The organism is Vibrio sp. SCSIO 43132, assembly GCF_019904195.1.
GTDB classification, from domain to species: Bacteria; Pseudomonadota; Gammaproteobacteria; order Enterobacterales; family Vibrionaceae; genus Vibrio; species Vibrio nigripulchritudo.
On sequence record NZ_CP063199.1, the window covers coordinates 2,688,120 to 2,714,799 of the forward strand.

Consider the following 26,680-nt stretch of genomic DNA (forward strand, 5'->3'; position numbering starts at 1 on the left):
CGCTTCTAGAGGATGTATAGCTCAGAGATGAATTTGTTATTTCAAATTGAAAGATATTGTCGGAAGGGCTTTAAGAATACACAAAATCTAGGCTTGAAAAGCAATTCAGGGTCGAAATGACCCTGAATTTTTCATGCTTATTGCATCTGTTTTTTCGCCATATCCGCGGAGGCACTTTGCGGATATTCACTGATGACCTGCTGGTAATATTTTACAGCGGCATCTGGCTTTTTGTTTCGCTTGGCAATGTCGCCAAGTTTCAGCAATGCGTCTGCTCTCTTATTGGACTCATTGTATGCCACTACAGAGGCAAAACTTTTAGCTGCATCGACATCTTGCTTCTTCGCAAAGTAAAGCTGACCCAGCCAGTAATGCGTATTAGGAGCAAATTTCGAGTCTGGGAAATCCACCTGGAACTGCTTGAAAGCGGTTATGGCACCCGCGTAATCGCGTTGCTTAAGAATGAGGTCGACCGCATCTTGATAAGCCGTTTGCTCATCTTTATTGGTTGAAAACGTGCCTGTTGAGTCGTTTCCGGAATCTGTGCTCGCAGCGACAACAGGAGCCTGTTGAAGTTGCTGTCTCATGCTATCCAGCTCAACGAATAATTCACGCTGGCGCTGAAGCATTTGATTCATTTCGTAGGAGTTACGTTCTACAATCCCGCGTAATTCACCAACCTCTGCACTGAGTTCATCGATTTGACCCTGCATTTGAATCTGAATCTTAGCGCGGTTTTGAAGCAATCGCTCGAGACGCTGAACTTCGGTTTCATTCGCGGATGAAGGTCGGGCAGAAGTGGAAGCGGTAGTCGTTGATACAGTGGTGCTATTGAGATCGGTTACTGGAGCTGGTGCGGCGAACGCTACATTCGCCGCACTTGCCAGCAACGTAAGCGAGATGATTCGCTTAGAGTTACTGAACATAGGAAAATTCCTATTAGTAAACTAGAACAGCGCGACGGTTTTTAGCGTAAACCTCTTCGCTTTGACCTAGTAGTAGAGGACGTTCTTCACCGAAGCTGATTACTTCGATTTGGTCTGCCTGAACACCCAGAGCTTGCAGGTACTTAGCAACAGCTTCAGCACGACGCTCGCCTAGCGCGATGTTGTACTCTGGAGTACCACGCTCATCTGCGTGACCTTCGATGCGTACTTTAAGAGCTGGATCTTTGCTAATGAAAGCAGCGTGTGCAGCTAGCATGTCTTCGTAGTCAGACGAAATGGTCGCGTTATCAAATGCAAAGTAAATTGTCTGAGTTTCACGAAGTTGCGCGTCTTTGATATCTTGGTCGCTAAGCTGAGTGCCTTGATCAAGTGGCGTCACTTCAGTTGTGGTATCTGCCGCTACAACTTGCTCAGTATTGTTAGTTTGAGAAGTTTTAGTGGAATCTGCCGCGTTGTCGCTTGAGCTACATGCCGTAACAGCTAGTACTGGTAGCGCAATCATAAGCCCTTTAAGAACTTTATTAAGTTGCATCTTATTCTTCCTTATTTGTCCGAAACTTTGTTTTAACCGATTTGCCGAACTACACACAAACGGTTATTTCTACAAAAATGGTGACCAGGCGGGAGCTCTAACACGCCCATTTGTTGCCGGTAATCTAGCTTTAAAGCGACCATCTATAGAGACCATAGAAAGTACATTCTTCTTCCTATACATGGAGCTGTAAATGACCATACCACCGTTTGGCGCAATACTTGGAGACTCGTCCAGTTGTGTTTTAGTCAACACTTGTACGGCTCCTGTTTCCAAATCTTGCTTGGCCAAATTAAACCCGGAATCGTTCCGATTAACCATAATCATGAACTTTCCATCTGGTGTGATTTGTCCACCCAAGTTCTGGCTGCCTTGCCAAGTTAGACGGTTGGTCGCACCATCTAACAAATTTACTCGATATATCTGAGGTTTACCACCCCGATCCGAGGTAAATATTAGCGATTGTCCATCAGGATGCCAAAATGGTTCTGTATTATTTGCTCTACCTCTCGTTATTTGTTCCAGTTTTCTGGTTTGTAGATCGAGAATGTAGACCTGAAGACTGCCGGTTTTCGACAGCACTAATGCCAATTTCTTCCCATCAGGGGAGAATCTTGGCGCACCATTATGACGAGGGAATGACGTGAGCTTTTCACGCTTCCCGGTATAGATGTCCATCAGATAAATTTCTGCACGCCCATTTTGAAAGCTTACATAAGCAAGTTTTCTCGCATCTGGAGACCATGCAGGTGACATAAGAGGTTGCTTAGATCGCAAAACCAAACGCTCGTTATAGCCATCATAATCAGCGATTCTGAGCTGGTAAGGGAACTTCTCTTTGTCGTTAATAACAACATACGCAATACGAGTCAGGAATGCACCTTTTTCACCCGTTAGCTTTTCATAAACAAGATCTGAAATACGGTGAGCGTATTCACGTAGCCTTGGACCCGGGACAGTAGCACGCTTGTTAAATAAAACGTGATCTTTCGAAAGCACCAGCTCGCCAGTGTCGCTTAGTGCTTTGCTTTGTCCGCTGGTTAGCTGACCGCGAACTACGTCCACAAGCTGATATTCAATCAGGTAACTGCCCTCAGCATTTTTGGTGACCGTACCTGTCAAAAGTGCATCTACACCCAATGCCGTCCATGAAGAGAATTCAACATCTTCATCGGAATAAGGGGTCTGAGGCATTTTGTTCGGTGCTACAGGGCTAAATTTTCCGCTTCGTTGTAAGTCTGACGCGATAACAGCACTAATATCGTGCGGTAATTTCCCTTCACCTTCCCACTTAAATGGAATAATGGCGATGGGGCGAGCGGAGTCGATACCATCGGTAATCACCAGCTCCAAGGCCGCATTTGCAGTATTTGCCAAACTGGCGCATATGACCAGTATTCCTAATAAAAGGCGTTTAATCACTTCTTAGTCCTTTTAATCCAATTCAACGGTTAGATTGATATTTTTAAGCTGATCAGCCACATCTTTTTCTTTTGGAACTGGAAAAGATGCTACCTGAGCAATCGCACTTTTCGTTGCAGCGCAGACGCGCGAATCGCCGCCTAATACTTTAACGCCATTTACAATGGCACTGTTACCTGTATGTATCAGGCGCATATTCACTCTACACGACTTTCCCAAAAATGAGTCATCCTTCAGCAGGCGGCTCTGGATCAGTTGCTTATAAATAGCTCCATATCTCTGAACTTCGCTGGTTACATGCTGCTGTTTCGCAGCAGAGTTTTGAGAAGATTCACTCTCCAAACCTGCAAAGATGTCATTTAGAGCAGCTTCTTGTTCTTTTCGTTCCCTTTCAAGACGTTCTAAGCGCTCTTTTTCTTTTCTTGCCTTTTCAGCTGCCTCTTTTGCTGCTTTTTCTTTGGCTATTCGTTCAGCTTCAGCTTTTTCAGCGGCTTCGCGTTCGCGACGAGCTTTTTCTTCCGCTTCTTTAGCGGCTTTTTCGCGAGCAACACGTTCTTCTTCTGCCTTAGCAATTGCCGCCTCTTTCTTCAGGCGTTCTTGCTCTGCTTTCTTAACCGCTTCCTCTTTCGCTTTTCGCTCGGCTTCGGCTTTAGCAACGCGTTCACGTTCTTTCTTCGCTCGTTCTTCTGCTGCCTTGCGTTCCTGTTCTTTTTTCTGGCGCGCTTTTTCGGCTTCACGAGCCTCTTTTTCAGCTTTAACTTTCTGTTCTTTCAGCTTGCGAATACGCTCTTCTTCCGCTTTGCGGTCTTTTTCGAGCTGATCACTCTGTTTTCTGAGTTTGTCGAGCCTTTCTTGCTCTGCTCTCTGAGCGGCTTCACGCTGTTGGCGAATCTCTCTCGCCTGTTGTTGAACCATTTGAGGGTCGATCACTACAGCTTGCACCATGTTGCCTGTCTGGTCTTGTTCAGGCATGGAAAAATCCGTTCCAAACAACAAACCGACTATCAGCACACCGTGTAAAACAGCTGATATCGTAATCGCGCTAGTGTAGTTATTCTTGTTTTTCATCGATTAACCGATGGTTCCCTATTTCAAATCCGTTAGCAGCCCAACTTTTGGAATGCCTGCTCGGTTTAGTTCATCCAACACCAGTACTACTTCAGCATATGGTGTAGCAGCATCGCCACCCACCGCAACTGGAGAATCTGGAGCCAGAGAAATCTCCGCTTTTACACGAACAATGATGTCTTCAATACTGAGACCGCGAATCACATCTTCATCGTTCACACTTAGGCCTAAATTGCCTTCTTTATCTATCTCGACAATGATAAAGCTGGCTTCACTGTCTCCTGCTAAATCAGACGCTGGCTTCGCTGTTGACGTTTTTGGCAGTTCTACTTCTACCCCCTGCGTAACAAAGGGAGAGGTCACCATAAAGATGATCAGAAGCACCAGCATAACGTCGATATAAGGTACAACGTTAATCTCCGCCGTCAGTTTTCTCTTTTTACGCTGGTAACCTGCCATTACTGGTCCTTACCTGCAATGGCTTGACGATGAAGAATACTGTGAAACTCTTCAGAAAACGTCGCATAGGTATGTTCCAGCTTAGATACCTGATTGCTAAATCGGTTGTAAGCCATTACCGCAGGTATCGCAGCAAATAGCCCCATTGCTGTCGCAATCAAGGCTTCAGCGATACCGGGAGCAACCATGGCAAGTGTCGCTTGTTTAACTTCGCCGAGTGCAATAAAGGCATGCATGATGCCCCAAACGGTACCGAACAAGCCAATGTATGGGCTGATAGAACCGACTGTCGCCAGAAATGGCAGGCTGTGTTCCAGATCGTCCACTTCACGGGCAACAGCAACACGCATAGTTCGCCCTGTTCCTTCCATAACGAATTCAGGTGAAGTACCTGGAGAACGGCGAAGCTTCGCGAACTCGGTAAAGCCTAGATAGAAAATTTGCTGGCTGCCATAAATGTTGTCTTTTCGAGCTTTGACTTCTTGGTACAGCTGAGAAAGGTCAACACCAGACCAGAATTTGTCTTCAAAGCGATCAGCATCTTTCATCGCTTCTTTTAATATTTTGCTGCGTTTGATAATCATCGCCCAAGAGATAACTGACATACCAAGAAGGGTCAGCATTACGAGCTTTACGAGTAAACTGGCTTGTAGGAAAAGATCTAAAATTGAAATATCAGCTGTCACTGTCTATTAACTCCGCAGTCATTGAGCTTGGGATTGCCTGAGGTTTCATGGTTGCTGTGTTAATGCATGCTACCTTAACTTTTGCTTGGCACAATGCTTTGCCGTCAGGATTAACTAACTCCTGACAAAATACCAAAGAAGCACGCTTTAATTCAGAAATTGATGTTCTTACTGTCAGGGAGTCGTCTAATCTTGCGCCCTGTAGAAAATCCATATCAACATGACGAACAACAAAGCCGAGGTTTTCAGTAAGAAGCTTTTGTTGACAGACTCCGAGAGATCTCAGAAGTTCCGTTCTAGCACGTTCAAAGTAGTTAAGATAATTGGAGTGGTATACGACCCCACCAGCATCTGTATCTTCATAGTAAACTCGAATCGGCCACTCAAAGATGCTCGTTTGTTCCCCTTTCACCAAGACACCAATCACAAAATAAATAAAACGTAACTATACCTTATGTTGCCGCTGCGTCAGGAAAAATAAAGAAGTTTTTTGTGGCTAACTACAAAAAAATGAGAGCAGTTGGCTGAGAACTGCTCTTAGAGGTGAAGGTTTATACACTTACTAAGCAACAAAGCGCATTACAGTAAAGAAGATAAGCGCTGGCATTGAAATGTATGGGCTGAAGACTACCTGCCACAACCAGAATCTTGGCTTAAATCCGATGCCGTAAACCATACTCGAACAGACAGAAAATACGAAAAGTGGTCCAAGGAATACATCAAAACCACCAATGTCTTCTGCGTATTGTGTTGGCTCCCACATAAACAGAGCCACATGACCAAACCCCAACAATAAGGAAAGAGCCCGTAAAAGGGCTCTGTCCATAGGTTCGTGGAGTTTAGCAATAGAGATCGCTAAATTATTCTTCACTATCCTTATCCATCATTTCTGTGTGCTCTAGCCAAAGAGCATTGATGATGCCGAACGCACATGCCAGCAATACACCCAAAATCCATGCAAAATACCACATAGTAATGCTCCTTAGTAAAGCGAGTTTTTGTTTTCTTCGATGAACTTAGAGTCAAGACGACCAAACATCTTGTAGTAAGTCCACGCTGTGTAGCTCAGGATGATTGGAACCATCACAAATGCCACACCTGTCATTAGGTTCAACGTCAGCTCACTCGATGTGGAATCCCACATTGTTAAGCTGTGGTTCGGTGATTCGCTTGAAGGCATGATGAATGGGAACATTGCAAAACCTGCCGTCAAAATAACACCTGCGTTAGTCAGGCTTGAAGCCAGGAACGCCAGACCACCTTTCTCAAAGCGAGAAGCGATGATAGCAAGCAGCGGCATTACCACACCCAGAACTGGTGCAGCCCACATTAGAGGATACTTTTCAAAGTTCAGCATCCAGGCACCTTCTTGCACCTCTACCACTTTTTTCAGTGGGTTTGACTCGCCTGCGATATCCAGCCCGCTGACAACCACGTAACCATCAATGTGTTGAACCCAGAAACCAGCACCAACAAAAGTCACGACAACTAGCGCACCCGTTATTTGAGCAACCAGACGAGCTCGGTTGTGGATCTCATCTGTTGTTTTCATTTGAAGCCAGGTTGCACCCTGCATGATGATCATGAACAAGCTCACCAGACCACACAGCAATGCAAACGGGTTTAGCAGGCCAAAGAACGAACCGTTATACGTTGGCATCAGGAAGTCGCTCAATTCAAACGGAACACCCTGAAGCAAGTTACCAAATGCAACACCAAAGATAAGTGGTGGAACAAAACCACTGATAGAGATAGCAATATCCCATGACTGACGCCACTTTGGATCTTCTATCTTAGAACGGTAATCCAGACCAACCGGACGAAGCCACAAGGCTGCCAGAGTTACGATCATCGCTAGGTAGAAGCCAGAGAATGATGTGGCGTAAACCAATGGCCAGGCTGCAAACAGTGCACCACCAGCTGTGATTAGCCATACCTGGTTACCGTCCCAGTGTGGGGCGATAGAGTTAATCATCACACGGCGCTCGGTGTCGTTTTTACCGATAACAGGTACTAAAGCACCCACGCCCATGTCGAAACCATCTGTAATTGCGAAGCCAATAAATAGGACACCAATCAGCACCCACCAGATGAATTTTAAGATTTCGTAATCAAACATCTTTATTCTCCTTGCTTATGCTTCTACTTGGCGACCAACTTTGTCTTCGACAGAGTCAGCATTTTGTTCGAAGTGGTAGCGACCTGTTTTCAGGCTACTTGGTCCTTTACGTGCAAACTTCACCATCAGGTAAACTTCAGCAATCAAGAACACTGTGTATAGCGCAAGAATCGCAAATAAGGATGTCCAGATTTCTGCTGCGGTAAGAGCAGAGGCAGCAACGTGTACTGGCAGGATTTCACCTACAGCCCACGGTTGGCGACCGTACTCAGCCACAAACCAGCCTGCTTCGATAGCAATCCAAGGCAGTGGGATGCTCCAAAGTGCAGCTTTAAGGATCCAAGGTTTCTGTTCGATCTTCTGACGACACGTCTGAACAAACGCAGCACCAAATACGAATAGCATGATAAAGCCACACGCCACCATGATACGGAACGACCAGAATAGCGGCCATACTGTCGGGATAGAATCGTCGGCTGCTGCCTGAATCTGTTCTTCCGTCGCGTCTGTAACCGTTTCTGTATAGCGCTTCAATAGAAGACCGTAACCCAGGTCACCTTTGACTTCGTCAAATGCCGCCATGTTAGCTTCAGATTTGTCGCCCGCTCTAAGCTTTTCAAGAAGCTCGTACGCGTACATACCAGTACGAATGCGTTCAACGTGGTCATCACGCAAATCACGAAGACCAGTCACTTGCTCATCGAAAGAACGAGTCGCAATGATGCCCATTACATAAGGAATCTTAATGGCGTAGTCAGTTTCCATGGTTTCCTGATTAGGAAGACCAAATACCGTAAATGCCGCAGGAGCTGGTTCTGTGTGCCACTCAGCTTCAACCGCTGCAAGCTTCACTTTTTGAACTTCACCAAGCTCATAACCAGATTCGTCACCAAGAACAATAGTAGAAAGAATGGCTGCCATGCCGAAAGAAGCTGCGATTGCAAACGAGCGACGAGCAAACGCAATGTCACGCCCTTTCAATAGGTAGTATGCACTGATTCCAAGAACAAACATGGCACCACAGGTATAGCCAGACGCAACCGTGTGTACGAATTTAACCTGTGCAACCGGGTTTAGAACAACCTCGGAGAAGCTAACCATCTCCATACGCATGGTTTCAAAGTTGAACTCTGCACCAACAGGGTTCTGCATCCATCCGTTTGCAATAAGAATCCAAAGCGCTGAGAAGTTCGAACCTAATGCAACCAGCCACGTCACTACAAGGTGCTGGCGTTTACTTAACCTATCCCAGCCAAAGAAGAATAGACCGACAAAAGTGGACTCTAAGAAGAAAGCGACGAGGGCTTCAATGGCGAGAGGTGCACCAAATATGTCACCTACGTAGTGGGAATAATATGACCAGTTAGTACCAAACTGGAACTCCATGGTTAAACCGGTGGCAACACCGAGCGCGAAGTTAATACCGAATAGCTTACCCCAGAACTTAGTCATGTCCTTGTAGATTTGCTTGTCGGTCATTACATAGAGAGACTCCATAATGGCAAGTAGGAAAGCCATGCCTAAAGTCAATGGAACGAATAGGAAGTGATACATCGCAGTAAGCGCAAATTGCAACCGCGACAGATCAACTACGTCAATCATGGTAACTCCTTTCGTGTCGGCTGAATGACACCGATTCACATTGCAGCGTATGTTGGGTTACACCATTGAAACAGTGGCTAACAAACAACTCTAAATGTTGTGAATTAGCTGCGTATTGTTGCAATTATGTGCCCAAATGGTTAGTTTAATGTTAAGTATCAGCTAATATAGCTTGGTCTAATATTAACGATAAAATCAGTATGTTTCAAAAAATTTATACCAGAGATCTGCTTTGATTTAGGTCAAAAATCGACGGTAATCGGCGGCTAAAAATCAACCAAATTGATCCATATCAATCAAGGTAGAATTTCTTGAACTGTTTATATTGATATAGATCACATTAATAAAATTTGGAGGGAAATTACGTGCTAGATTCTTATTCCAAAATGTTCTGAGAAAATTTGCAAAAAATTTGTAGCACGTCGAAAAATGAGGTTTTTTGAAGCCAGTTGGCAATAACGCCAACTGGATAAGCATGTGAAACAGATGGGGAAATTGTTGTTATTTTGTTGGATTATCCAACCCGAAGTGTAAATAAGCGCGATCGGTCGCTATTCTTCCGCGTGGGGTGCGTTGCAGGTAGCCTTGTTGTATCAAATAGGGCTCAATGACATCTTCTATGGTGTCTTTCTCTTCACCAATCGCTGCTGCTAAGTTATCTAAGCCGACAGGACCGCCAGAGAACTTTTCCATAATCGCCAGCAACAGCTTACGATCCATGTAATCAAAGCCCTGATTGTCGACATCCAGCATGTTTAGAGCCTTGTCTGCTATGTCACTGCAGATATGTCCGTTACCTTTCACTTCTGCGTAGTCGCGTACACGCCTGAGCAAGCGGTTTGCGATACGTGGTGTGCCACGTGCTCGTCTTGCTACTTCTAACGCGCCTTCCGCATCCATAGAAAGATTTAAGCAGTTCGCACTGCGCTGCACGATGTGCTGAAGGTCTTTAACGTTGTAGTACTCTAGCCGCTGAACGATGCCAAAACGGTCTCGCAGCGGCGATGTTAGAGAGCCTGCACGAGTGGTTGCACCAATTAAGGTAAACGGTGGTAAATCAATCTTGATGGAGCGAGCAGCCGGTCCTTCACCAATCATGATATCAAGCTGGTAATCTTCCATTGCAGGGTAGAGAACCTCTTCGACCACGGGGCTAAGCCGATGAATCTCATCGATAAAAAGCACATCGTTTTCTTCAAGATTGGTAAGAAGCGCCGCCAAATCTCCAGCCTTCTCCAACACTGGACCAGAAGTGGTCCGAATGTTCACTTCCATCTCATTGGCTACGATGTTAGCCAATGTGGTTTTACCCAAGCCAGGAGGGCCGAATATCAGCAGGTGATCGAGTGCTTCGTTTCTTAGCTGTGCAGCTTTAATGAAGATTTCCATTTGATCACGAACATGGTCCTGACCTTGATAATCTTCGAGCTTTTTGGGGCGAATCGCCCTGTCTATCACATCTTCATCTTTGAAGCTTGGATTTTCAGGGGCAATAAGTCGGTCTGCTTCGATCATATATTTACTATTCTAAGGTTCGTTTAATCCGCGGTTTAAACCATGGATTTTAATGCTTCGCGGATAATTTCTTCACTCGTCATGCCGGACTTAGCAATTTGAGACACCACTTTCGATGCGATTTGTGGCTTATAACCCAATGCCAACAGTGCACTCACGGCTTCATCATCGGCATTTTGATTGTCTGCCTCTGGCGCTGAGTCAATTGGAGCCGCATCTGTAGCAGGTGTAAACAGGTCGCCAGCTCCCCACCCTTTCAGACGATCTTTCATTTCAACCACAAGGCGCTCGGCAGTTTTCTTACCTACACCCGGCAGCTTGACCAGAGTCGAAATGTCTTCACGTTCAACACAGGACACAAACTGCCCTGCCGTCATGCCGGAAAGGATACCTAAACCAAGCTTAGGACCAACACCATTGGCTTTAATAACTTCACGGAACAACGCGCGTTCTTTAACGGTATTAAAGCCATAAAGAAGCTGAGCATCTTCGCGCACCACAAAATGAGTGTAGATGATGGCTTCTTCGCCCACATTGGGCAGTTCATAAAAACAGCTCATTGGCATTTGCACTTCATACCCCACACCTGAGACTTCAATAAGCAGTTCTGGTGGCTGTTTTTCTATCAAAATACCGCGAAGGCGTCCGATCACAATCTTGTCCTTAGGAATAAAAATTCAATGAAAATGATGATAATAGATTACTGGATGGATAGCCAGTTCAATAAAGAAAAGTGGGAACGCTTAGGGTCTGTTGCCCCTTGGCTCCCGCTTAAATGATTTATGATGAATTAGCGATAGCGCCCTTTCTTCGCGCTGGTTGCCTGCCCAGCAAGTGCTACCAAGGTTTTATTGGTGTTTGCATGACAAATCGCGACACCTAGCGCATCAGCCGCATCGGCTTGTGGTTTAGCGGGTAACTTCAACATGCTAGTCACCATGTGCTGAACTTGCGCTTTGTCTGCACCACCGGTGCCTACGACGGCTTGTTTGATTAACCTGGCTGCGTACTCAAATACAGGCAAATCCGCATTCACAGCAGCAACAATCGCGCTACCTCGCGCCTGCCCTAGCTTAAGCGCTGAGTCGGCATTTTTCGCCATAAAGACCTGTTCAATGGCAAACACATCCGGTTGAAACTGGGTGATGATTTCCGTGACGCCAGCATAAATCTGCTTAAGGCGACTTGGTAAGTCATCATGGGAGGTACGAATACAACCACTCCCCAAATAATGTAAGTGTCTGCCTTGCTGACGAATCACGCCGTAGCCAGTGATTCGTGAACCGGGATCAATGCCCAGAATTATCGACATACAAGGTTTCCTATTTTTAAAGGACCGCCACAAAATGCATCGCTACACTTTGTGCCTTTTATAGGATCAAAGGGCAGCTGCCACTTCATCCGAAATATCACCGTTGTGGTAGACCTCTTGTACGTCATCCAAATCTTCTAGCGTGTCAATCAAACGTAGTAGTTTAGGAGCGGTATCCGAATCCAAATCCGCTTTCGTCGAAGGTATTAACGAAACTTCTGCATTTGCGGCTTCAAAACCAGCGGCATCTAACGCATCTTTCACCGAACCGAAGTCCGTCGGTGCGGTATATACGTCTATCGCGCCGTCTTCGCCCGTTTCGATGTCGTCAGCGCCACTTTCTAGCGCGACTTCCATCACTTCGTCTTCATCCAAACCCGGCGCATACGAAATCACCCCTTTTTTGTCGAACAGGTAGTTTACGCTGCCATCGGTACCCAGATTGCCGCCGGCTTTGGAAAAGGCATGACGAACACCAGAAACGGTACGGTTGCGGTTGTCGGTTAAGCATTCAACCATAACAGCCGTACCACCCGGACCATAACCTTCGTAGATGACGGTTTCCATGTTGTCATCACCTTCCCCACCAGCACCACGACTAACGGCTCGGTTGACAGTGTCTCGGGTCATGTTGTTCGACAGTGCTTTGTCGATAGCAGCCCGCAAGCGAGGGTTGTTTTCAGGCTCTGCGCCTCCCTCTTTTGCCGCCACCACAATTTCGCGGATTAACTTTGTGAAAATCTTGCCGCGTTTCGCATCTTGAGCGGCTTTACGGTGACGAATGTTCGCCCATTTACTGTGACCAGCCATAATTCACCTTTTTCTATGATTGAAGCGCTCAGGTGGAGCGATATTGAATGCTGCCTTTGAATCACCTGAGAGCGATATATCTTCATTAAAACAAAAACTCCCGCAAGTGCGGGAGTTTTCATTCATTTATTTGCGCTTACTCAGCGTCTTTTTCTTTTGCTGCCGTTACTGCAATTGCAAGCTCGTCCAACGCTGCAGGGTTCGCCAAACTTGGTGCATCCGTAAGCAAGCACGCTGCCGCAGTCGTTTTAGGGAATGCGATAACATCACGAATGTTCTCGGTACCGCAAAGCAGCATAACCAGACGATCTAGACCAAATGCAAGACCAGCGTGCGGAGGCGTACCATACTTTAGCGCATCCAGCAGGAAGCCAAACTTAAGCTGCTGCTCTTCTGCCTCAATACCTAGAATATCGAATACTGCCGCTTGCATTTCTGCATTGTGGATACGAACAGAACCACCGCCCACTTCGTAACCATTCAGAACCATATCGTAAGCGTTGGAGTTCGCCGCAGCAGGGTTTGCTTTTAGCTCTTCCGCTGTAACACCTAATGGAGAAGTGAACGGGTGGTGCATCGCATGCAGGTTACCTTCGTCATCTTCTTCAAACATTGGGAAATCAACAACCCAAAGTGGCGCCCATGCACTGGTATCAGTCAGTTCAAGATCGGTACCCAGTTTCAGACGAAGTGCACCCATGGCTTCTGCCACTGTATTTGCTTTGTCTGCGCCAAATAGGATGATGTCGCCAGTTTGAGCACCAGTACGCTCAAGAATGCCGTTGATTACTTCTTCATTCAAAAACTTAGCAACCGGAGACTGAATGCCTTCTAAGCCAGCTTCGCGATCGTTCACTTTCATCCACGCCAAGCCTTTAGCCCCGTAGATACCTACAAACTCACCGTAACCATCGATTTGCTTACGCGTCAGTTTTGCACCACCTGGTACGCGAATCACGGCAACACGACCTTTTTCATCGTTTGCAGGACCAGAGAAGACTTTGAATTCGACATCTTTCACTAGGTCTGCAACATCGACTAATTCTAGTGGGTTACGCAGATCGGGTTTGTCCGAACCGAAACGGCGAATGGCTTCGCTAAATGGCATTACCGGGAAATCACCCAGGTCAACGTCTAGTAGCACTTGCCACATATCGCGAACCATTTTTTCTGTGGTTGCGCGAACTTCGTCTGCCGTCATGAACGACGTTTCGATATCGATTTGAGTGAATTCTGGCTGACGGTCTGCACGCAAGTCTTCGTCTCGGAAACACTTAACGATTTGGTAGTAGCGGTCAAAACCAGACATCATAAGAAGCTGTTTGAACAGCTGTGGAGACTGAGGAAGCGCGTAGAAGCTGCCTTTGTGAACACGGCTAGGTACTAGGTAGTCACGTGCACCTTCTGGCGTTGCTTTCGTCAGTACAGGCGTTTCAATGTCTAGGAAGCCATTGTCATCCAAGAAACGACGAACAAAGCTGGATGCTTTTGCACGAAGCTTAATACGGTCACTCATTTCAGGGCGACGAAGATCCAGATAACGGAACTTCAAACGCTGCTCTTCAGAGTTATTCTGGTTGAAATCCAGAGGAAGAACGTCACTGCGGTTGATGATTTCCAGGCTTTTCGCCAGGATTTCAACTTCACCCGTCGCCATGTCTTTGTTTACCTGGCTGTCTGGACGAGCGCGAACTTCACCTGTCAATTTGATGCAAAATTCATTACGAAGTTGGTTTGCCACTTCGTATGCGTCCGCCATATCCGGGTCTACCACTACCTGAACAACGCCTTCGCGATCTCGCATATCAATGAAGATAAGACCGCCTAAATCACGGCGACGGTTAACCCAGCCGCACAGTTCTACAGTTTGTCCTGCAAGGGACTTGTTCAGGTGACCACAATAATGGGTACGCATAATGAATTTCCCAATCTCTAATTAGTTATCAATTTCTAAGCTGTCGATGCTTGAGATTATCGACAGAGCAAAGTGCCATTTATACGCGTAATGTTCACATAAATCGACCATTACACGCACAATTCATTGTGTTTTATCTTGCCTTGCTACTTTTTTAGGCAGATCCCGCCTAAAAATGACAAAACAGTAAAAAATTTGGGGCAGATTATAGCGTGAAAATTTCGCTAAACCCAACCTATCATATGCAGTAAAAGTCAGCGTCACTCTATGGTTTTAATCTTCAGATTGAGAAATAGAGCTAAACAAAAACTAAAACATAGAATGGAAATTGATCAATGAAGGACCCCTTCAGCGCATCACTATCAATTTCCATCTTTGTTTATAACAAAAGGGATTTCGCTCGAAGAGTGGGAAGAACAAAACTCTCTTCCATCATCCACACAAGTAATATGCAGATTCAAAATGAATCATGCGAGTAAACAATGAATTGGATTCTAGGTATATTACTCTCAGCGAGTTTCGCTTCATCTGCTTCAGTTTCTAATGAGTGGGATGGGACTTATGGTTGTGAGCTTGATATGGGGAAAAGTAATTCCGGGCTGAACACTTGGTCAGAATATGAACTTAAAATCGAAAACAACAGTTGTTCGCTTACTATTTTAGGCTTTCAAACGAATGAAAACATCACATGTCAGAGCCAACTAGTCGACAATACACTGAATATTCTGTTTACTTCATATGCTGATGGGAGTTTCAAAAATCTCTATGGTGTTCAAGTATATAAGGTTAATGAAAATCTAGTACAGTTGACCAAAGAAAATAATGAAATCCTTACTGAATGGAAGTCTCTGTGGCCAGGGGAGCCTGTAAGTCGTCGTCATAAGTGCTTCGATAAATCTTAAAAGGGCAGCTACCAATTATCGGTAGCTGTTATTGTACCTATGTTTATTCTGCTCAAATGATATAGTTATCACACAAACTGAGAGGAAAACTTTTCATCTTACTGATTGGGTGCGGGCATTCGTTTTAAGGAACATCTATGCTCCAAGTACAGTTAACTTAAGCATAGGACATCACTGGATATGGACACCTTGCCATTAAGATTAGGATTAACCATGTGGTCACACAGCGCATGGCAAGCTGGATTTTATGGCAGTGGAACGCAAAATTCAGAGCGACTGGAAAAGTACGCACGCGTATTTCATACCGTAGAGGGGAACACCACGTTTTACGCCACGCCCTCGGCTTCAACGGTACAAAACTGGCGGGCAGCGACACACGATGACTTTCGATTTACTTTCAAACTCCCTAAAAGTATCACCCATGACCAAAAGCTTCGTGGTTGTGAAGGCTTGCTAAAGGATTTTATGGCTGTGATGCAGCCCATTCATGATCGAGTTGGTATGTGGACAATTCAACTGCCTGCACAGTTTGGTCCCAGAGATCTCCCTGCTCTGCGCTCTTTTTGTCGCCTGTTTCCCAAAGAATTTCCTTTAGGGGTGGAAGTGCGCCATCTGGATTTCTTCAACAAAGGAAAAGAAGAACAGGAGCTTAACCGATGGCTGCATGAAGAAGGCATCGACCGAATCATTATGGACAGCCGACCTGTTCACTCCGCAGCACCAGTCTCTGATGCCGTTATTGATGCCCACAAGAAAAAACCTAAAGTTCCCGCGCACGCAGTGTCTACCAGTAATCGCCCTATGATTCGCTTTATTGGGCACCCTGAATTCGAAGCCAACCTGCCATTTTTTCAGCCATGGATAAAAAAGCTGCCTGACTGGATTGCGGAAGGGAAACAGCCGTATTTGATGATCCATACGCCGGATAATAATGAGTCACCTGAGTTTGCTCGCCGCCTGTATGGTGAACTTCAAAAAGCTGTGGAGCTGCCAGAGCTAGCGCACCCACCAGCCCTTTCAGACAATAAACAAATCAGTATGTTTTAATGGCTTAAAAGCGCAGCTATTTAACCCTGATGACACAGGGGCAAAATTTTCTTAGAATACGCCCCTTTTCGAGCTGTGTATCTAACCTGAACTAAGGATAAGAGACTGGCTTACCCTAACTGTGAAACGTTTACCACGAGTTAAGGTTAATATTCTTGAGTTTGCAATTGCGAGTTTGCTATGAGCCACAAAGACACCATCTTTTCTACACCTATTGAAAAGATTGGAGATTTTACTTTCGATGCCAATGTTGCCGAAGTATTCCCGGATATGATCCAACGTTCAGTCCCAGGGTACAGCAACATCATTTCTGCCATTGGAATGCTGGCAGAACGCTTTGTCGAACCGCAATCCAATATCTACGATCTGGGCTGCTCTCTCGGTGCTGCAACGCTTTCCATGCGCCGCCATATCAGCAAAGAAGGTTGTAAGATCATTGCGGTCGACAATTCTGAAGCAATGGTCGAGCGTTGTAAGTTACACGTCAACGCTTACCGCTCTGATACCCCTGTCGAGGTCATAGAAGCAGATATCCGGGATATTGATATTGAGAACGCTTCTGTAGTGGTTCTGAACTTTACATTGCAGTTTCTCTCACCAGAAGACCGCCAAAACTTACTTGAGAAAATCTATCGCGGATTGAGAAAAGGCGGCATTTTGATTCTGTCTGAGAAGTATGTATTTGAAAACGAAACTGCGAACGAACTTCTTATCGACCTTCACCATGACTTCAAGCGTGCAAACGGCTACAGCGAACTGGAAATCAGCCAGAAACGCAGTGCCATCGAAAATGTGATGCGCCCTGATTCCATTCAAATGCATAAAGATCGCTTTGAAAGCATTGGCTTCTCAAGCAACGAAGTGTGGTTTCAATGCTTTAACTTTGGCTCTATGTTCGCTATCAAATAACATCGCTTACCCGCTCTGACTTTAATTTAACGACAATTACGACTTAAACCATGTTCAACTTTGCTAATTTTTACCAACTTATCGCTCAAGATACTCGCCTTCAGCCTTGGCTGAATATCCTTCCTCAGCAACTGACGGATTGGCAAAATGCAGAACATGGCGACTTTGAACGCTGGCTGCGTGCGCTGAATAAAATTCAGGAAGGCACGCCAGACAATATTGATTTGAAAGATTCGGTCTCGTTATCGAACAACGAACCTTTGCATACTGGTGAGCTGAAAAAGCTAGAAAACCTGCTTAAGACTTTCCACCCTTGGCGTAAAGGTCCATACAACCTGCATGGCATTCATATTGATACGGAATGGCGAAGCGACTGGAAATGGGATCGCGTTCTTCCACATATTTCACCGCTGAAAAATCGCAGTGTACTGGATGTAGGTTGTGGCAATGGTTACCACATGTGGCGAATGCTGGGTGAAGGCGCGCGCTTGTGCGTAGGCATCGACCCGTCTCATCTGTTTTTGGTTCAGTTTGAAGCAGTCAGAAAGTTAATGGGCGGCGATCAACGTGCGCATTTATTGCCACTTGGTATCGAGCAACTTCCTGAATTACAGGCTTTTGATACCGTGTTCAGCATGGGCGTTTTGTATCACCGTCGTTCTCCACTGGATCATTTGATTCAGCTTAAAAATCAACTGATATCTGGAGGAGAATTGATTCTCGAAACTCTGGTTATCGAGGGTGATGAGAATGCTGTGCTGGTTCCGGTTGATAGATATGCTCAGATGCGCAATGTGTATTTCTTCCCATCTGCGAAGGCGTTAAAAGTGTGGCTGGAAAAATGCGGATTTGAAGATGTTCGTATTGTCGATGAGAACGTCACATCTGTCGGAGAACAACGCACCACGGAGTGGATGACGCATAACTCGTTACCAGACTATTTAGACCCAAACGATCCTAGCAAAACCGTTGAAGGTTACCCTGCACCAAGGCGCGCAGTTTTAGTGGCAAGGAATCCATAGGTCTCATTCTTGTCCGGCTCAGGCAGCTCTGACATCAGATTAACATAAGGGTGCTTCACGCATCCTTTTTTATAATATACACTTTGTGTCACTTCCTGCTTTAACCCGCTAAAAATAAGGTCATTATGCTTAAAAAGGTTGCCGCCTTAGCTGCCGTGACAGTGTTGTCTGGATGCACGCTGATCGACGGAGAGAAATACACTCAATCTACCCAAGCTGCCATTCAACAATCAGAGTCAAACCTGACCAACCAGCTTCAAACTTACGCTGACCAAATTGATAAGCAAAACGATCACATTAACTACTTAAGTATTGAGCTGACCAATCTAAATAATGAAGTTGCCAAGCTTCGACAAGAACAGGCAAAACAGTTCAAGAAGCTGAAAACCCCAAAAGCTGCGCCCATACAGCCTAAGCAAACCCAGCCAGCACCAGAACCAACTCAGACCGTTGTGCTTGGCGCGATAGAAAAAGTGAAAATCGATACGATTAAGCAGCAATTTGATGCCCGAGTTGATACAGGTGCCGCAACGTCTTCAATCAATGCTGTTGATATTCAGGAATTCGAGCGAAATGGTAAAACCTGGGTGAAGTTTCACATCAGTGACGAAAAGACCAAGAAAGAAGATCAGCTCTGGATTGAATCGCCTGTACTCAGGTACGCCAAAATTCGCCAGTCCACCAGTGAAGAAGCGCAACGCAGACCGGTTGTCGAACTGTGGGTTCAAGTTGGCATGATCCACGAAAAAGCACAGTTCACGCTGGCAGACCGTTCTCAAATGAGCCACCCGATTCTGCTTGGTCGTGAATTTATTAAAGACATCGCTCTTGTCGATGTCAGTAAAACTTACCTGCAATCTAACACTCAGTAAACGTTAAGGAATTCAAAGCCATGACATCCAAAGTGCCCTTTTATCTTGCGGTCGCACTTCTTATCGTTGCAGGGATTGCACTCAGTATTCTTCGCCATACCGATTATGGCGTGCCATGGACGCCAGGTGAAACCAGACAAGTCTGGGATGTAGAAGCACGGGTTGAGTTCACTGCCAATGGCGATGCTGTGAAAGCGTCGTTAGCCGCTCCTGCAACACAGTCTGGTTTTACATTGATTAACGAGAGTACTTCATCTCCGGGTTATGGTGTTGCCTATGTCAGCACAGAAAGCGGACGACGCGCAGAGTGGAGTATCCGAAGCGCAACTGGTCCTCAGATTATTTATTACAAAGCGCAGTTTTTGGTGGATGAGCAAGCGAACGTAGCGGTTATTCCACCATTTGATGATCCCATTGAGAAGCCGATTTTTGATGGTCCTCAAGATGCTGCAGCACAGTCGCTATTGCAACAAGCTACCGACAGAAGCGCTGACAATGTAACTCTGGCAAGAGAGCTGATTAAGCAGTTGAATGATGGCGACAACCAAAATGCTGCATTGCTTTTAAACACAGAGGATAAGGTAAACACCACGTCTAAATTGCTGAGTTACGCTGCCATTCCAAACAAAGTCGTGGGCGTGATTCAGTTGGAAGACGGACGTCGTCGCCAGAACATTGTTCCAATGGTCGAAGTGTGGGATGGCGAAAACTGGGAACTGTTCGACACCCATTCTGGTGTACAAGGTAAACAGAAAAACTGGCTTGTATGGGACGATTCGAATATCTCCCTACTTGACGTGATTGGCGGTAAGAACAGTCAGGTGCTGTTCTCAATGATTGCTCAGGAAGTCACTCCACAACAGGCAACCTCCAAAAAAGTAGAAGCAGACAGCCTGCTCAACTTCTCAATTCACAGCCTGCCAATTGCCGAACAGTCGATGTTTAAAACCATTATGCTGATCCCTATTGGCGCGCTTATTGTGGTCTTCCTGCGTGTGATTGTCGGGTTGAAAACTTCTGGCACCTTTATGCCAGTCCTGATTGCAGTGGCATTCGTTCAAACCCAGCTACTGACTGGTATTGTTGGTTTCTTGCTGATTGTAGGAACGGGGCTGGTTATTCGCGGCTATTTGTCTAAGTTGAATTTGCTGCTAGTTGCCCGAATCTCAGCCGTCATCATCACGGTTATTCTGATCATCTCAATCTTCACGATTGTCTCTTTCAATATTGGATTGAATGAAGGTCTGACTATCACTTTCTTCCCAATGATCATTCTCTCTTGGACCATTGAACGTATGTCTATCTTGTGGGAAGAAGAAGGCGGAAAAGAAGTCTTTATTCAAGGTGGCGGGTCCCTTCTTACTGCGGTCTTGGTGTATTTGGCGATGACCAATCCGTTTGTTCAGCATCTGACCTTTAATTTCATTGGCTTGCAACTGATCGTTCTTGCTCTGATTCTGCTTCTGGGTACCTACACGGGCTATCGTCTGACAGAACTGCGTCGTTTTAAGCCGCTGGCGGAGGATTAAGTATGTGGAGTCAGTTCACCTCCCCTTTCAAGCTGAAAAGCAAAGGGATCATGGGAATGAATCAGCGTAACCACAGCTATATCGGGCGATACAATGATCGTTCAAAATATCCGTTGGTCGATGACAAGCTGAAAACCAAACTCATTGCAGAGCAGGCTGGAGCAACGGTGCCGAAACTGATTGGTGTTATCAGCCATCAGGCAGAGGTGAAATCGATTCATAAGATGGTCGAAGATTGGCCGGGATTTGTGATAAAACCTGCTCAGGGCAGCGGTGGAAAAGGCATTCTTGTGGTGACCTCCCACAAAGATGGCGAATACATGAAGCCCTCTGGCTCCGTGATCAATAAAGAAGACGTTGAAAGACATATCAGTAACGCTCTCGCAGGTCTGTTCTCTTTAGGTGGAAAGAACGATGTTGCAGTGGTTGAAAACCTGATTAAATTCGACGATTGCTTTGAAGGCTTCAGTTATGAAGGCGTGCCTGATGTAAGAATCATCGTGTTTAAGGGCTACCCTGTGATGGCAATGATGCGTTTGTCTACTTCAGATTCGGATGGAAAAGCTAACTTGCACCAAGGTGCAGTAGGTGTTGGTATCGACATCGCGACAGGCAAAGCCGTTCGTGCCGTTCAGTTTGATCAGCCAATTAAACACCACCCAGACACGGGGAAAGAACTGGCGACTTTGCAAGTCCCACATTGGGAACGATTGCTGACTTTGGCTTCAAGCGCATGGGAGATGACAGGGCTGGGCTATATGGGAACCGATATGGTACTCGACAAAGAAGAAGGTCCTATGGTGTTGGAGCTGAATGCTCGCCCGGGGCTGGCGATTCAAATTGCTAATGGCAGTGGTCTGTTGCCTCGGCTTCGTCATATCGAAAGCCTGGGAGAACCCGCAGAATATCCAAAACCAGCTGAGCGTGTTGCCTATGCAGCCAAAACCTTTGGTTCACAAAGCTGATTACTCTTCCCTCCAAACGAAAAAAGAGCACCACTCAGGTGCTCTTTTGCTATTCATGCTTTAAGCCTGCTCTTATCCCGGACTCAGGTTACTTACCTAACGCTTCTTTGTAATGCTTGCGGCAGACAGATACGTAACGGTCGTTTCCGCCTATTGCTACTTGGTCGCCTTCTGCAATGGCATTACCATGCTCATCCGTTCGAATCACCATGTTCGCTTTACGCCCGCAGTGGCAGATGGTTTTCAGCTCTACTAGTTTGTCTGCCCATGAAAGCAGGTATTTACTGCCTTCAAACAGCTCCCCTAGAAAGTCTGTTCTCAAGCCATAACACAGTACAGGAATACCTAATTTATCAACGACTTCTGTTAGCTGATAAACTTGATCTTTTGACAGGAACTGACACTCATCCACAAGAATACAATGGCGTTTTTGTTCTTCATTGTGTTTCTTTATTTCTTCAAACAAATCCGTTTCATGATGAAATAACTGGGCTTCAGATTGCAAACCGATTCGAGAGCTTACCTTTCCTATTCCGTAGCGGTTGTCCAGTGCTGCGGTATAAATCATCGGATTCATCCCACGCTCTTGATAGTTAAAAGAGGACTGTAAAAGTGTTGTAGATTTACCCGCGTTCATCGCTGAGTAATAAAAATACATTTGTGCCACAGATTGTTTCCAAGAAAATAAAATCAGAAAAAAGGGCTGAAACCTCAGCCCTTTATAAAATATGGATTGCGTTACTTACGACGCCAAGTGGTTCCTTCCGGACCATCTTCGAGTTCAATGCCCATCTCGTTCAGCTTATCGCGTGCCATATCAGCATTTGCCCAGTCTTTTGCTGCACGAGAATCATTACGAAGCTTAATCAGCGCTTCAATTTCTGCCACTTCGTCGTCGTTATCTGCCGCACCACCTTTCAGGAAGGCTTCTGGATCCTGATGAAGAATACCGATAACGTCTGCCAATTCACGCAGAAGAGCGCCAAGTGCAGAGGCTTGTTCTAGGTTTTCTCCTTTGATTCGGTTCACTTCACGAGCCATGTCGAACAGTACCGAATACGCTTCTGGCGTATTAAAGTCGTCATTCATCGCTTCGGTAAAGCGTGTAACATACTCTTCGCCACCAGCAGGAGAAGCAGAAAGGTCAAGACCACGCAATGAAGTGTACAAACGTTCAAGAGAAGCACGTGCCTGATTCAGGTTCTCTTCGCTGTAGTTTAGCTGACTGCGGTAGTGACCAGACATCAGGAAGTAGCGCACGGTTTCCGCATCGTAGTGACCTAAAACGTCACGGATAGTAAAGAAGTTACCCAGAGATTTTGACATCTTCTCGCGGTCTACCATCACCATGCCACTGTGCATCCACGTATTCACGTATTGCGTGTCGTGTGCACAGCAAGACTGAGCAATCTCATTTTCATGGTGAGGGAATTGAAGATCAGATCCACCGCCGTGTATATCGAAGTGATCGCCAAGAATCGATGAGTTCATCGCTGAACATTCAATGTGCCAGCCAGGACGACCTGGACCCCATGGTGATTCCCACGTCGGTTCACCTGGCTTAGACATTTTCCAAAGAACGAAATCCAGCGGGCTGCGTTTTGCAAGCTCAACATCAACACGGGCACCTGCCTGAAGCTGATCCAAATCCTGACGAGACAGTTTTCCGTACTCGTCGTATTTCTTCACTTCAAACATGACGTCGCCATTGTCTGCAACGTAGGCAAAACCGCGGTCGATTAGTGTTTCAACAAGATCGATGATTTCCTGAATGAATTGTGTTGCACGAGGTTCAACGTCTGGGCGCTTCATATTTAGCGCATCAAAGTCGGCATGCATTTCGCCGATCAAACGTTCCGTCAGAGAGTCACAGCTTTCGCCGTTTTCCGCCGCACGCTTGATGATCTTGTCGTCAATGTCTGTGATGTTACGAACAAATGTCAGATCGTAGCCTAGGTAACGCAGGTAACGAGAAACCACATCAAACGAAACGAAAGTACGACCGTGTCCGATATGACAGAGATCATAGATAGTTACTCCACAGACGTACATGCCAACTTTGCCAGCATGGATGGGTTTGAATTCCTCTTTCTGTCGGGTGAGTGAGTTAAATATCTTAAGCATGATCTCTTTAAATTCGGTTAGTGGTTTTAAGAACGCCCGAGTATATCAATTCAACTGACGTTAAGTAATAGCTCAATTTCAGAAATCGCTTCGGAAAATGTTATTTCGTTCTAATTGAACAGGTTTTGTTCTTAGGGGTCGTTAACCTAGGCACGCAGAGGGCGTATGACTTGTGTAAATTTGAGGTTACGCTAGAATTCTGTTTCCATTCCCATTAAATATTTAAAGGAAGTAATCATGATCACCCTTCACACGAACTTTGGTGACATCAAGATCCAATTGAATGATGAAAAAGCACCAGAAACCAGTGCTAACTTTTTACAGTACTGCCGTGATGGTTTTTATGACAACACTCTTTTCCACCGTGTCATTGATGGCTTCATGATTCAGGGTGGTGGCATGACTTCTGGTCTGCAAGAGAAAGACTCTCGTGCACCAATCAAAAACGAAGCAAACAACGGTTTGAGCAACAAAGTGGGTACTCTTGCTATGGCTCGTACTATGGAGCCGCACTCTGCTAGCTCTCAGTTCTTCATCAACGTAAACGACAACACATTCCTGGACTTCAAATCTGAAAGCCTGGACGGTTGGGGTTACTGTGTATTTGGTGAAGTGGTAGAAGGCATGGAGATCGTTAACAAGATCAAAGGCGTTGCTACTGGTTCTATGGGAATGCACCAAGACGTTCCGCTAGAGGAAGTCGTTATCACTGGCACGACAATCGAAGAATAATTGCGTTGGGGAGCATCACGCTCCCCTTTGTTTAGGGCTTATGACCACACTTTTTATTTCCGACCTGCACTTATCCCCTACCCACCCTGAAATCACTGAAGGCTTCTTCCATTTCCTTGAAAAATACGCCTATCAAGCCGAGAAAGTCTATGTGCTCGGGGATTTATTCGATTTCTGGATAGGTGATGATGATAACTCTCCTTTCAGTCGTTCCATTATCGATGCTTTAAAAGACCTGACTGATTCTGGCGTGAAGTGCTATTTCACCCATGGCAATCGTGACTTTCTGGTCAATAAGCGGTTCAGTAAAGAAACAGGTATTGAGCTTCTTCCTGAAGTGACAAAAATTGACCTCTATGGCACCCCTGCTATTCTTTTACATGGGGACACCTTGTGTCTCGAAGATGTGAAGTATCAGGAATTTAGGCGAAAAGTGCATCAGCCGTGGCTGCAGAAACTGTTTCTATGTGTGCCTCTTTTCCTCAGAAAAAAAATAGTAAAAAACGTTCAGAACAAGACCCGTAGTGATAAGCAGAAAAAGTCGCTCAACATCATGGATGTAACACAAAGCGAGGTGACTCGTGTGATGGAGAGCTACGATGCACCACTGATGATTCATGGACACACACATCGCCCCGCTCAGCATGATGTTCAGCTAAGCAACGCCGTTGGGAAAAGGGTTGTGCTAGGAGACTGGTATACCCATGGTTACATTTTGTCTTACAGCGAATCAGGTCAGGAAATCATTACTTTTCCACTGTCAGGTGGCTAAAAACAAGCTCGAATGTAACACAGCGTAACGCGCTATTGAGCTAAATATAGATTAATTGTTCCGTATGTTTATTATGCATTCCATTATTGATGTTTAGACGTGGACAATACCATTGAAATACTCTTACGTAGCACGACAACCTATTTTTGACTCTGACCGCCAAACCATGGGTTACGAACTGCTGTTTCGTGATGGTCCTAAAAACACATTTCCTGACGTCGAACCTGAGCTGGCAACCAAAAGACTACTTTCCGACCAGTTCCTGAGCCCAAATCAAAATAATCTGGGTACAAAAAAGGGCTTTGTTAATTTCCCGTATCAAAGCCTGATCAATCAGATCCCGGCTCTGTTTCCGCGCAGTTCTATCATCATAGAAGTTCTGGAAGACTGTGAACCTACAGATGAATTGTATGACGCGCTAAAAGATCTCTACCGTCTGGGCTATAAAATCGCACTAGACGATTTCATTCCAAATCCAGATTGGAAGCGTTTTCTGCCGCTGATTTCTATCATCAAGTTTGACATTCGTACTGTTCCTATCGGCAAGGCGTCTTTTTTTATCGCCAAACTGAAAAGTACAAAAATTCAGTTCCTTGCTGAAAAAGTAGAAACTTACGAAGAGTTCCAACAAGCCAAAGAAGTGGGCTTCACTCTGTTTCAAGGCTACTTTTTTGCCAAACCTGAAATGATCCAGCATCGTGCCATTGAGCCTTCATTGCTTAATGTCATTCAATTGTGTAAAGAGATATCGAATGACGAACTGAATTACGATGTGATTGAGCGTTTGGTTTCGTCTGATGTTTCGCTTTCTTATAAGCTGCTGAGGTATGTAAATTCGACCTCCAGTGTTGCCAATGAAATTAAATCATTCAAACAAGCACTGGTTTACCTTGGTGAAGATAAGCTGCGTAAGTTTGTCTCTCTGGTTGCCGTATCAAACGCCAATGAAGGAAAGCCAAATTCCCTATATACCCTATCCATTACTCGTGCACGATTCTGCGAGCTTGTCGCTGATCTGTATAAGGGGCAAGTAGACAAAAGCCTTGCCTTTTTAACTGGCATGCTTTCTTTGTTAGATTCCTTACTTGATCAGCCAATGGAAGACATATTGCACTCCATTCCTGTCGATCCATCGGTGAAAGAAGCGCTTCTTAACCAAGCGGGTGTATTGGGTAACATCATTACATTGGTGAAAGCGTTTGAGCAGGCTGACTGGGATACAACTATCGCGAAAAGAACAGAACTCAAACTTGAAGAGAATTGCATTGCAGAGTGCTATCGCGGGGCGATCAACTGGTCTCAGGAGCTGATGGAAGTCGACTGATTTCCTCCCTCTACCTTTACCGATAAAAGCGTGGTAGCCTTTGCTCCAACTTTAAGTGACGTTAGCTCTGATCCTGTCACGCTTATTCGGTAAAA

At 45.5% G+C, this 26,680-nt stretch carries 28 protein-coding genes; 10 read left to right on the top strand and 18 right to left on the bottom strand.

Annotation, left to right across the window (positions count from 1 at the left end):
- Window positions 1-137: 137 nt before the first annotated feature.
- From ybgF to aspS, 16 genes are all read right to left on the bottom strand, one after another.
- A complete protein-coding gene (ybgF, locus tag INR79_RS11945) occupies window positions 138-926 on the bottom strand; it encodes a tol-pal system protein YbgF (protein ID WP_004398559.1) in 789 nt (262 codons plus the stop codon).
- A gap of 13 nt (window positions 927-939) precedes the next feature.
- Entirely contained in the window at window positions 940-1,479 is a 540-nt protein-coding gene (pal, locus tag INR79_RS11950) for a peptidoglycan-associated lipoprotein Pal (protein ID WP_022551119.1), read from the bottom strand.
- A gap of 69 nt (window positions 1,480-1,548) precedes the next feature.
- The gene (tolB, locus tag INR79_RS11955; RefSeq protein WP_004398556.1) at window positions 1,549-2,901 is read right to left on the bottom strand and encodes a Tol-Pal system beta propeller repeat protein TolB; all 1,353 of its coding nucleotides are present in this window, start codon (window positions 2,899-2,901) and stop codon (window positions 1,549-1,551) included.
- Between the two features lie 12 nt (window positions 2,902-2,913).
- Window positions 2,914-3,969, bottom strand: coding sequence for a cell envelope integrity protein TolA (gene tolA, locus INR79_RS11960; protein WP_022604406.1), 1,056 nt, complete (start codon window positions 3,967-3,969; stop codon window positions 2,914-2,916).
- Between the two features lie 18 nt (window positions 3,970-3,987).
- Window positions 3,988-4,428 (bottom strand): ExbD/TolR family protein, encoded by a 441-nt coding sequence (locus INR79_RS11965; protein ID WP_004398551.1) that lies wholly within the window; start codon window positions 4,426-4,428, stop codon window positions 3,988-3,990.
- Window positions 4,428-5,114, bottom strand: a complete 687-nt coding sequence (tolQ, locus tag INR79_RS11970; RefSeq protein ID WP_004398546.1) for a protein TolQ — start codon at window positions 5,112-5,114, stop codon at window positions 4,428-4,430. Before tolQ ends, INR79_RS11965 begins: the two co-directional genes overlap by 1 nt.
- The gene (gene ybgC / locus INR79_RS11975; protein ID WP_004398543.1) at window positions 5,104-5,541 is read right to left on the bottom strand and encodes a tol-pal system-associated acyl-CoA thioesterase; all 438 of its coding nucleotides are present in this window, start codon (window positions 5,539-5,541) and stop codon (window positions 5,104-5,106) included. The genes tolQ and ybgC overlap by 11 nt, the downstream gene beginning before the upstream one ends.
- A 135-nt stretch (window positions 5,542-5,676) precedes the next feature.
- Entirely contained in the window at window positions 5,677-5,985 is a 309-nt protein-coding gene (gene ybgE, locus INR79_RS11980) for a cyd operon protein YbgE (protein ID WP_022551122.1), read from the bottom strand.
- Complete coding sequence (cydX, locus tag INR79_RS11985) at window positions 5,975-6,085, bottom strand: cytochrome bd-I oxidase subunit CydX (protein WP_004398540.1); 111 nt, start codon at window positions 6,083-6,085, stop codon at window positions 5,975-5,977. Before cydX ends, ybgE begins: the two co-directional genes overlap by 11 nt.
- A gap of 11 nt (window positions 6,086-6,096) precedes the next feature.
- The gene (gene cydB, locus INR79_RS11990; protein WP_022551123.1) at window positions 6,097-7,233 is read right to left on the bottom strand and encodes a cytochrome d ubiquinol oxidase subunit II; all 1,137 of its coding nucleotides are present in this window, start codon (window positions 7,231-7,233) and stop codon (window positions 6,097-6,099) included.
- A gap of 15 nt (window positions 7,234-7,248) precedes the next feature.
- Window positions 7,249-8,835, bottom strand: coding sequence for a cytochrome ubiquinol oxidase subunit I (gene cydA / locus INR79_RS11995; protein WP_022551124.1), 1,587 nt, complete (start codon window positions 8,833-8,835; stop codon window positions 7,249-7,251).
- 501 nt (window positions 8,836-9,336) lie between these two features.
- Window positions 9,337-10,350, bottom strand: coding sequence for a Holliday junction branch migration DNA helicase RuvB (ruvB, locus tag INR79_RS12000; protein ID WP_022551125.1), 1,014 nt, complete (start codon window positions 10,348-10,350; stop codon window positions 9,337-9,339).
- Between the two features lie 35 nt (window positions 10,351-10,385).
- Window positions 10,386-11,003 carry a Holliday junction branch migration protein RuvA gene (gene ruvA / locus INR79_RS12005; protein ID WP_004398536.1) on the bottom strand — a complete coding sequence of 206 codons (618 nt, stop codon included), beginning with the start codon at window positions 11,001-11,003 and terminating at the stop codon, window positions 10,386-10,388.
- Window positions 11,004-11,140: 137 nt separating this feature from the next.
- A complete protein-coding gene (gene ruvC / locus INR79_RS12010; RefSeq protein WP_004398535.1) occupies window positions 11,141-11,662 on the bottom strand; it encodes a crossover junction endodeoxyribonuclease RuvC in 522 nt (173 codons plus the stop codon).
- Between the two features lie 66 nt (window positions 11,663-11,728).
- Window positions 11,729-12,472: a YebC/PmpR family DNA-binding transcriptional regulator gene (locus INR79_RS12015; protein WP_223094401.1), complete on the bottom strand. Its 744-nt coding sequence runs from the start codon at window positions 12,470-12,472 to the stop codon at window positions 11,729-11,731.
- Window positions 12,473-12,608: 136 nt separating this feature from the next.
- A complete protein-coding gene (aspS, locus tag INR79_RS12020) occupies window positions 12,609-14,387 on the bottom strand; it encodes an aspartate--tRNA ligase (RefSeq protein ID WP_223094403.1) in 1,779 nt (592 codons plus the stop codon).
- Window positions 14,388-14,869: 482 nt separating this feature from the next.
- Here aspS and INR79_RS12025 point away from each other — a divergent pair, with 482 nt between their 5' ends.
- From INR79_RS12025 to INR79_RS12055, 7 genes are all read left to right on the top strand, one after another.
- Window positions 14,870-15,289: a DUF5991 domain-containing protein gene (locus INR79_RS12025; RefSeq protein ID WP_223094405.1), complete on the top strand. Its 420-nt coding sequence runs from the start codon at window positions 14,870-14,872 to the stop codon at window positions 15,287-15,289.
- A 180-nt stretch (window positions 15,290-15,469) separates the two neighbouring features.
- Window positions 15,470-16,336 (top strand): DUF72 domain-containing protein, encoded by an 867-nt coding sequence (locus INR79_RS12030; protein ID WP_223094407.1) that lies wholly within the window; start codon window positions 15,470-15,472, stop codon window positions 16,334-16,336.
- A 180-nt stretch (window positions 16,337-16,516) separates the two neighbouring features.
- Complete coding sequence (gene cmoA, locus INR79_RS12035) at window positions 16,517-17,245, top strand: carboxy-S-adenosyl-L-methionine synthase CmoA (RefSeq protein ID WP_223094409.1); 729 nt, start codon at window positions 16,517-16,519, stop codon at window positions 17,243-17,245.
- 50 nt (window positions 17,246-17,295) lie between these two features.
- Window positions 17,296-18,267, top strand: a complete 972-nt coding sequence (gene cmoB, locus INR79_RS12040) for a tRNA 5-methoxyuridine(34)/uridine 5-oxyacetic acid(34) synthase CmoB (protein WP_223094411.1) — start codon at window positions 17,296-17,298, stop codon at window positions 18,265-18,267.
- A gap of 125 nt (window positions 18,268-18,392) precedes the next feature.
- Complete coding sequence (locus INR79_RS12045) at window positions 18,393-19,139, top strand: ATP-dependent zinc protease (protein WP_022590120.1); 747 nt, start codon at window positions 18,393-18,395, stop codon at window positions 19,137-19,139.
- Between the two features lie 20 nt (window positions 19,140-19,159).
- Entirely contained in the window at window positions 19,160-20,668 is a 1,509-nt protein-coding gene (locus INR79_RS12050) for an inactive transglutaminase family protein (RefSeq protein ID WP_223094413.1), read from the top strand.
- Window positions 20,669-20,670: 2 nt separating this feature from the next.
- Complete coding sequence (locus tag INR79_RS12055) at window positions 20,671-21,633, top strand: alpha-L-glutamate ligase-like protein (RefSeq protein WP_223094415.1); 963 nt, start codon at window positions 20,671-20,673, stop codon at window positions 21,631-21,633.
- A gap of 88 nt (window positions 21,634-21,721) precedes the next feature.
- On the opposite strand, the gene INR79_RS12060 is transcribed toward INR79_RS12055, so the two are convergent.
- Entirely contained in the window at window positions 21,722-22,300 is a 579-nt protein-coding gene (locus tag INR79_RS12060; RefSeq protein ID WP_004406306.1) for a thymidine kinase, read from the bottom strand.
- Between the two features lie 71 nt (window positions 22,301-22,371).
- Entirely contained in the window at window positions 22,372-23,757 is a 1,386-nt protein-coding gene (gene cysS, locus INR79_RS12065; protein WP_022595313.1) for a cysteine--tRNA ligase, read from the bottom strand.
- Between the two features lie 237 nt (window positions 23,758-23,994).
- Between cysS and INR79_RS12070 the strand changes: the two genes are divergently transcribed.
- The 3 genes from INR79_RS12070 to INR79_RS12080 all read left to right on the top strand — a co-directional run bounded on the left by INR79_RS12070 (window position 23,995) and on the right by INR79_RS12080 (window position 26,585).
- Window positions 23,995-24,489, top strand: a complete 495-nt coding sequence (locus INR79_RS12070; RefSeq protein WP_022551134.1) for a peptidylprolyl isomerase — start codon at window positions 23,995-23,997, stop codon at window positions 24,487-24,489.
- A gap of 40 nt (window positions 24,490-24,529) precedes the next feature.
- Window positions 24,530-25,261, top strand: coding sequence for a UDP-2,3-diacylglucosamine diphosphatase (gene lpxH / locus INR79_RS12075; protein WP_223094417.1), 732 nt, complete (start codon window positions 24,530-24,532; stop codon window positions 25,259-25,261).
- A 112-nt stretch (window positions 25,262-25,373) separates the two neighbouring features.
- Window positions 25,374-26,585 carry an EAL and HDOD domain-containing protein gene (locus INR79_RS12080; RefSeq protein ID WP_022604385.1) on the top strand — a complete coding sequence of 404 codons (1,212 nt, stop codon included), beginning with the start codon at window positions 25,374-25,376 and terminating at the stop codon, window positions 26,583-26,585.
- Window positions 26,586-26,680 lie beyond the last annotated feature (95 nt).

Coding starts and splice junctions, on each gene's coding strand:
- ybgF (WP_004398559.1), bottom strand. CDS start 926: ATGTTCAGTAACTCTAAGCGAATCATCTCGCTTACGTTGCTGGCAAGT.
- pal (WP_022551119.1), bottom strand. CDS start 1,479: ATGCAACTTAATAAAGTTCTTAAAGGGCTTATGATTGCGCTACCAGTA.
- tolA (WP_022604406.1), bottom strand. CDS start 3,969: ATGAAAAACAAGAATAACTACACTAGCGCGATTACGATATCAGCTGTT.
- INR79_RS11965 (WP_004398551.1), bottom strand. CDS start 4,428: ATGGCAGGTTACCAGCGTAAAAAGAGAAAACTGACGGCGGAGATTAAC.
- cydX (WP_004398540.1), bottom strand. CDS start 6,085: ATGTGGTATTTTGCATGGATTTTGGGTGTATTGCTGGCATGTGCGTTC.
- cydB (WP_022551123.1), bottom strand. CDS start 7,233: ATGTTTGATTACGAAATCTTAAAATTCATCTGGTGGGTGCTGATTGGT.
- cydA (WP_022551124.1), bottom strand. CDS start 8,835: ATGATTGACGTAGTTGATCTGTCGCGGTTGCAATTTGCGCTTACTGCG.
- ruvB (WP_022551125.1), bottom strand. CDS start 10,350: ATGATCGAAGCAGACCGACTTATTGCCCCTGAAAATCCAAGCTTCAAA.
- ruvC (WP_004398535.1), bottom strand. CDS start 11,662: ATGTCGATAATTCTGGGCATTGATCCCGGTTCACGAATCACTGGCTAC.
- INR79_RS12015 (WP_223094401.1), bottom strand. CDS start 12,472: ATGGCTGGTCACAGTAAATGGGCGAACATTCGTCACCGTAAAGCCGCT.
- aspS (WP_223094403.1), bottom strand. CDS start 14,387: ATGCGTACCCATTATTGTGGTCACCTGAACAAGTCCCTTGCAGGACAA.
- INR79_RS12025 (WP_223094405.1), top strand. CDS start 14,870: ATGAATTGGATTCTAGGTATATTACTCTCAGCGAGTTTCGCTTCATCT.
- INR79_RS12030 (WP_223094407.1), top strand. CDS start 15,470: ATGGACACCTTGCCATTAAGATTAGGATTAACCATGTGGTCACACAGC.
- cmoA (WP_223094409.1), top strand. CDS start 16,517: ATGAGCCACAAAGACACCATCTTTTCTACACCTATTGAAAAGATTGGA.
- cmoB (WP_223094411.1), top strand. CDS start 17,296: ATGTTCAACTTTGCTAATTTTTACCAACTTATCGCTCAAGATACTCGC.
- INR79_RS12045 (WP_022590120.1), top strand. CDS start 18,393: ATGCTTAAAAAGGTTGCCGCCTTAGCTGCCGTGACAGTGTTGTCTGGA.
- INR79_RS12050 (WP_223094413.1), top strand. CDS start 19,160: ATGACATCCAAAGTGCCCTTTTATCTTGCGGTCGCACTTCTTATCGTT.
- INR79_RS12055 (WP_223094415.1), top strand. CDS start 20,671: ATGTGGAGTCAGTTCACCTCCCCTTTCAAGCTGAAAAGCAAAGGGATC.
- cysS (WP_022595313.1), bottom strand. CDS start 23,757: ATGCTTAAGATATTTAACTCACTCACCCGACAGAAAGAGGAATTCAAA.
- INR79_RS12070 (WP_022551134.1), top strand. CDS start 23,995: ATGATCACCCTTCACACGAACTTTGGTGACATCAAGATCCAATTGAAT.
- lpxH (WP_223094417.1), top strand. CDS start 24,530: ATGACCACACTTTTTATTTCCGACCTGCACTTATCCCCTACCCACCCT.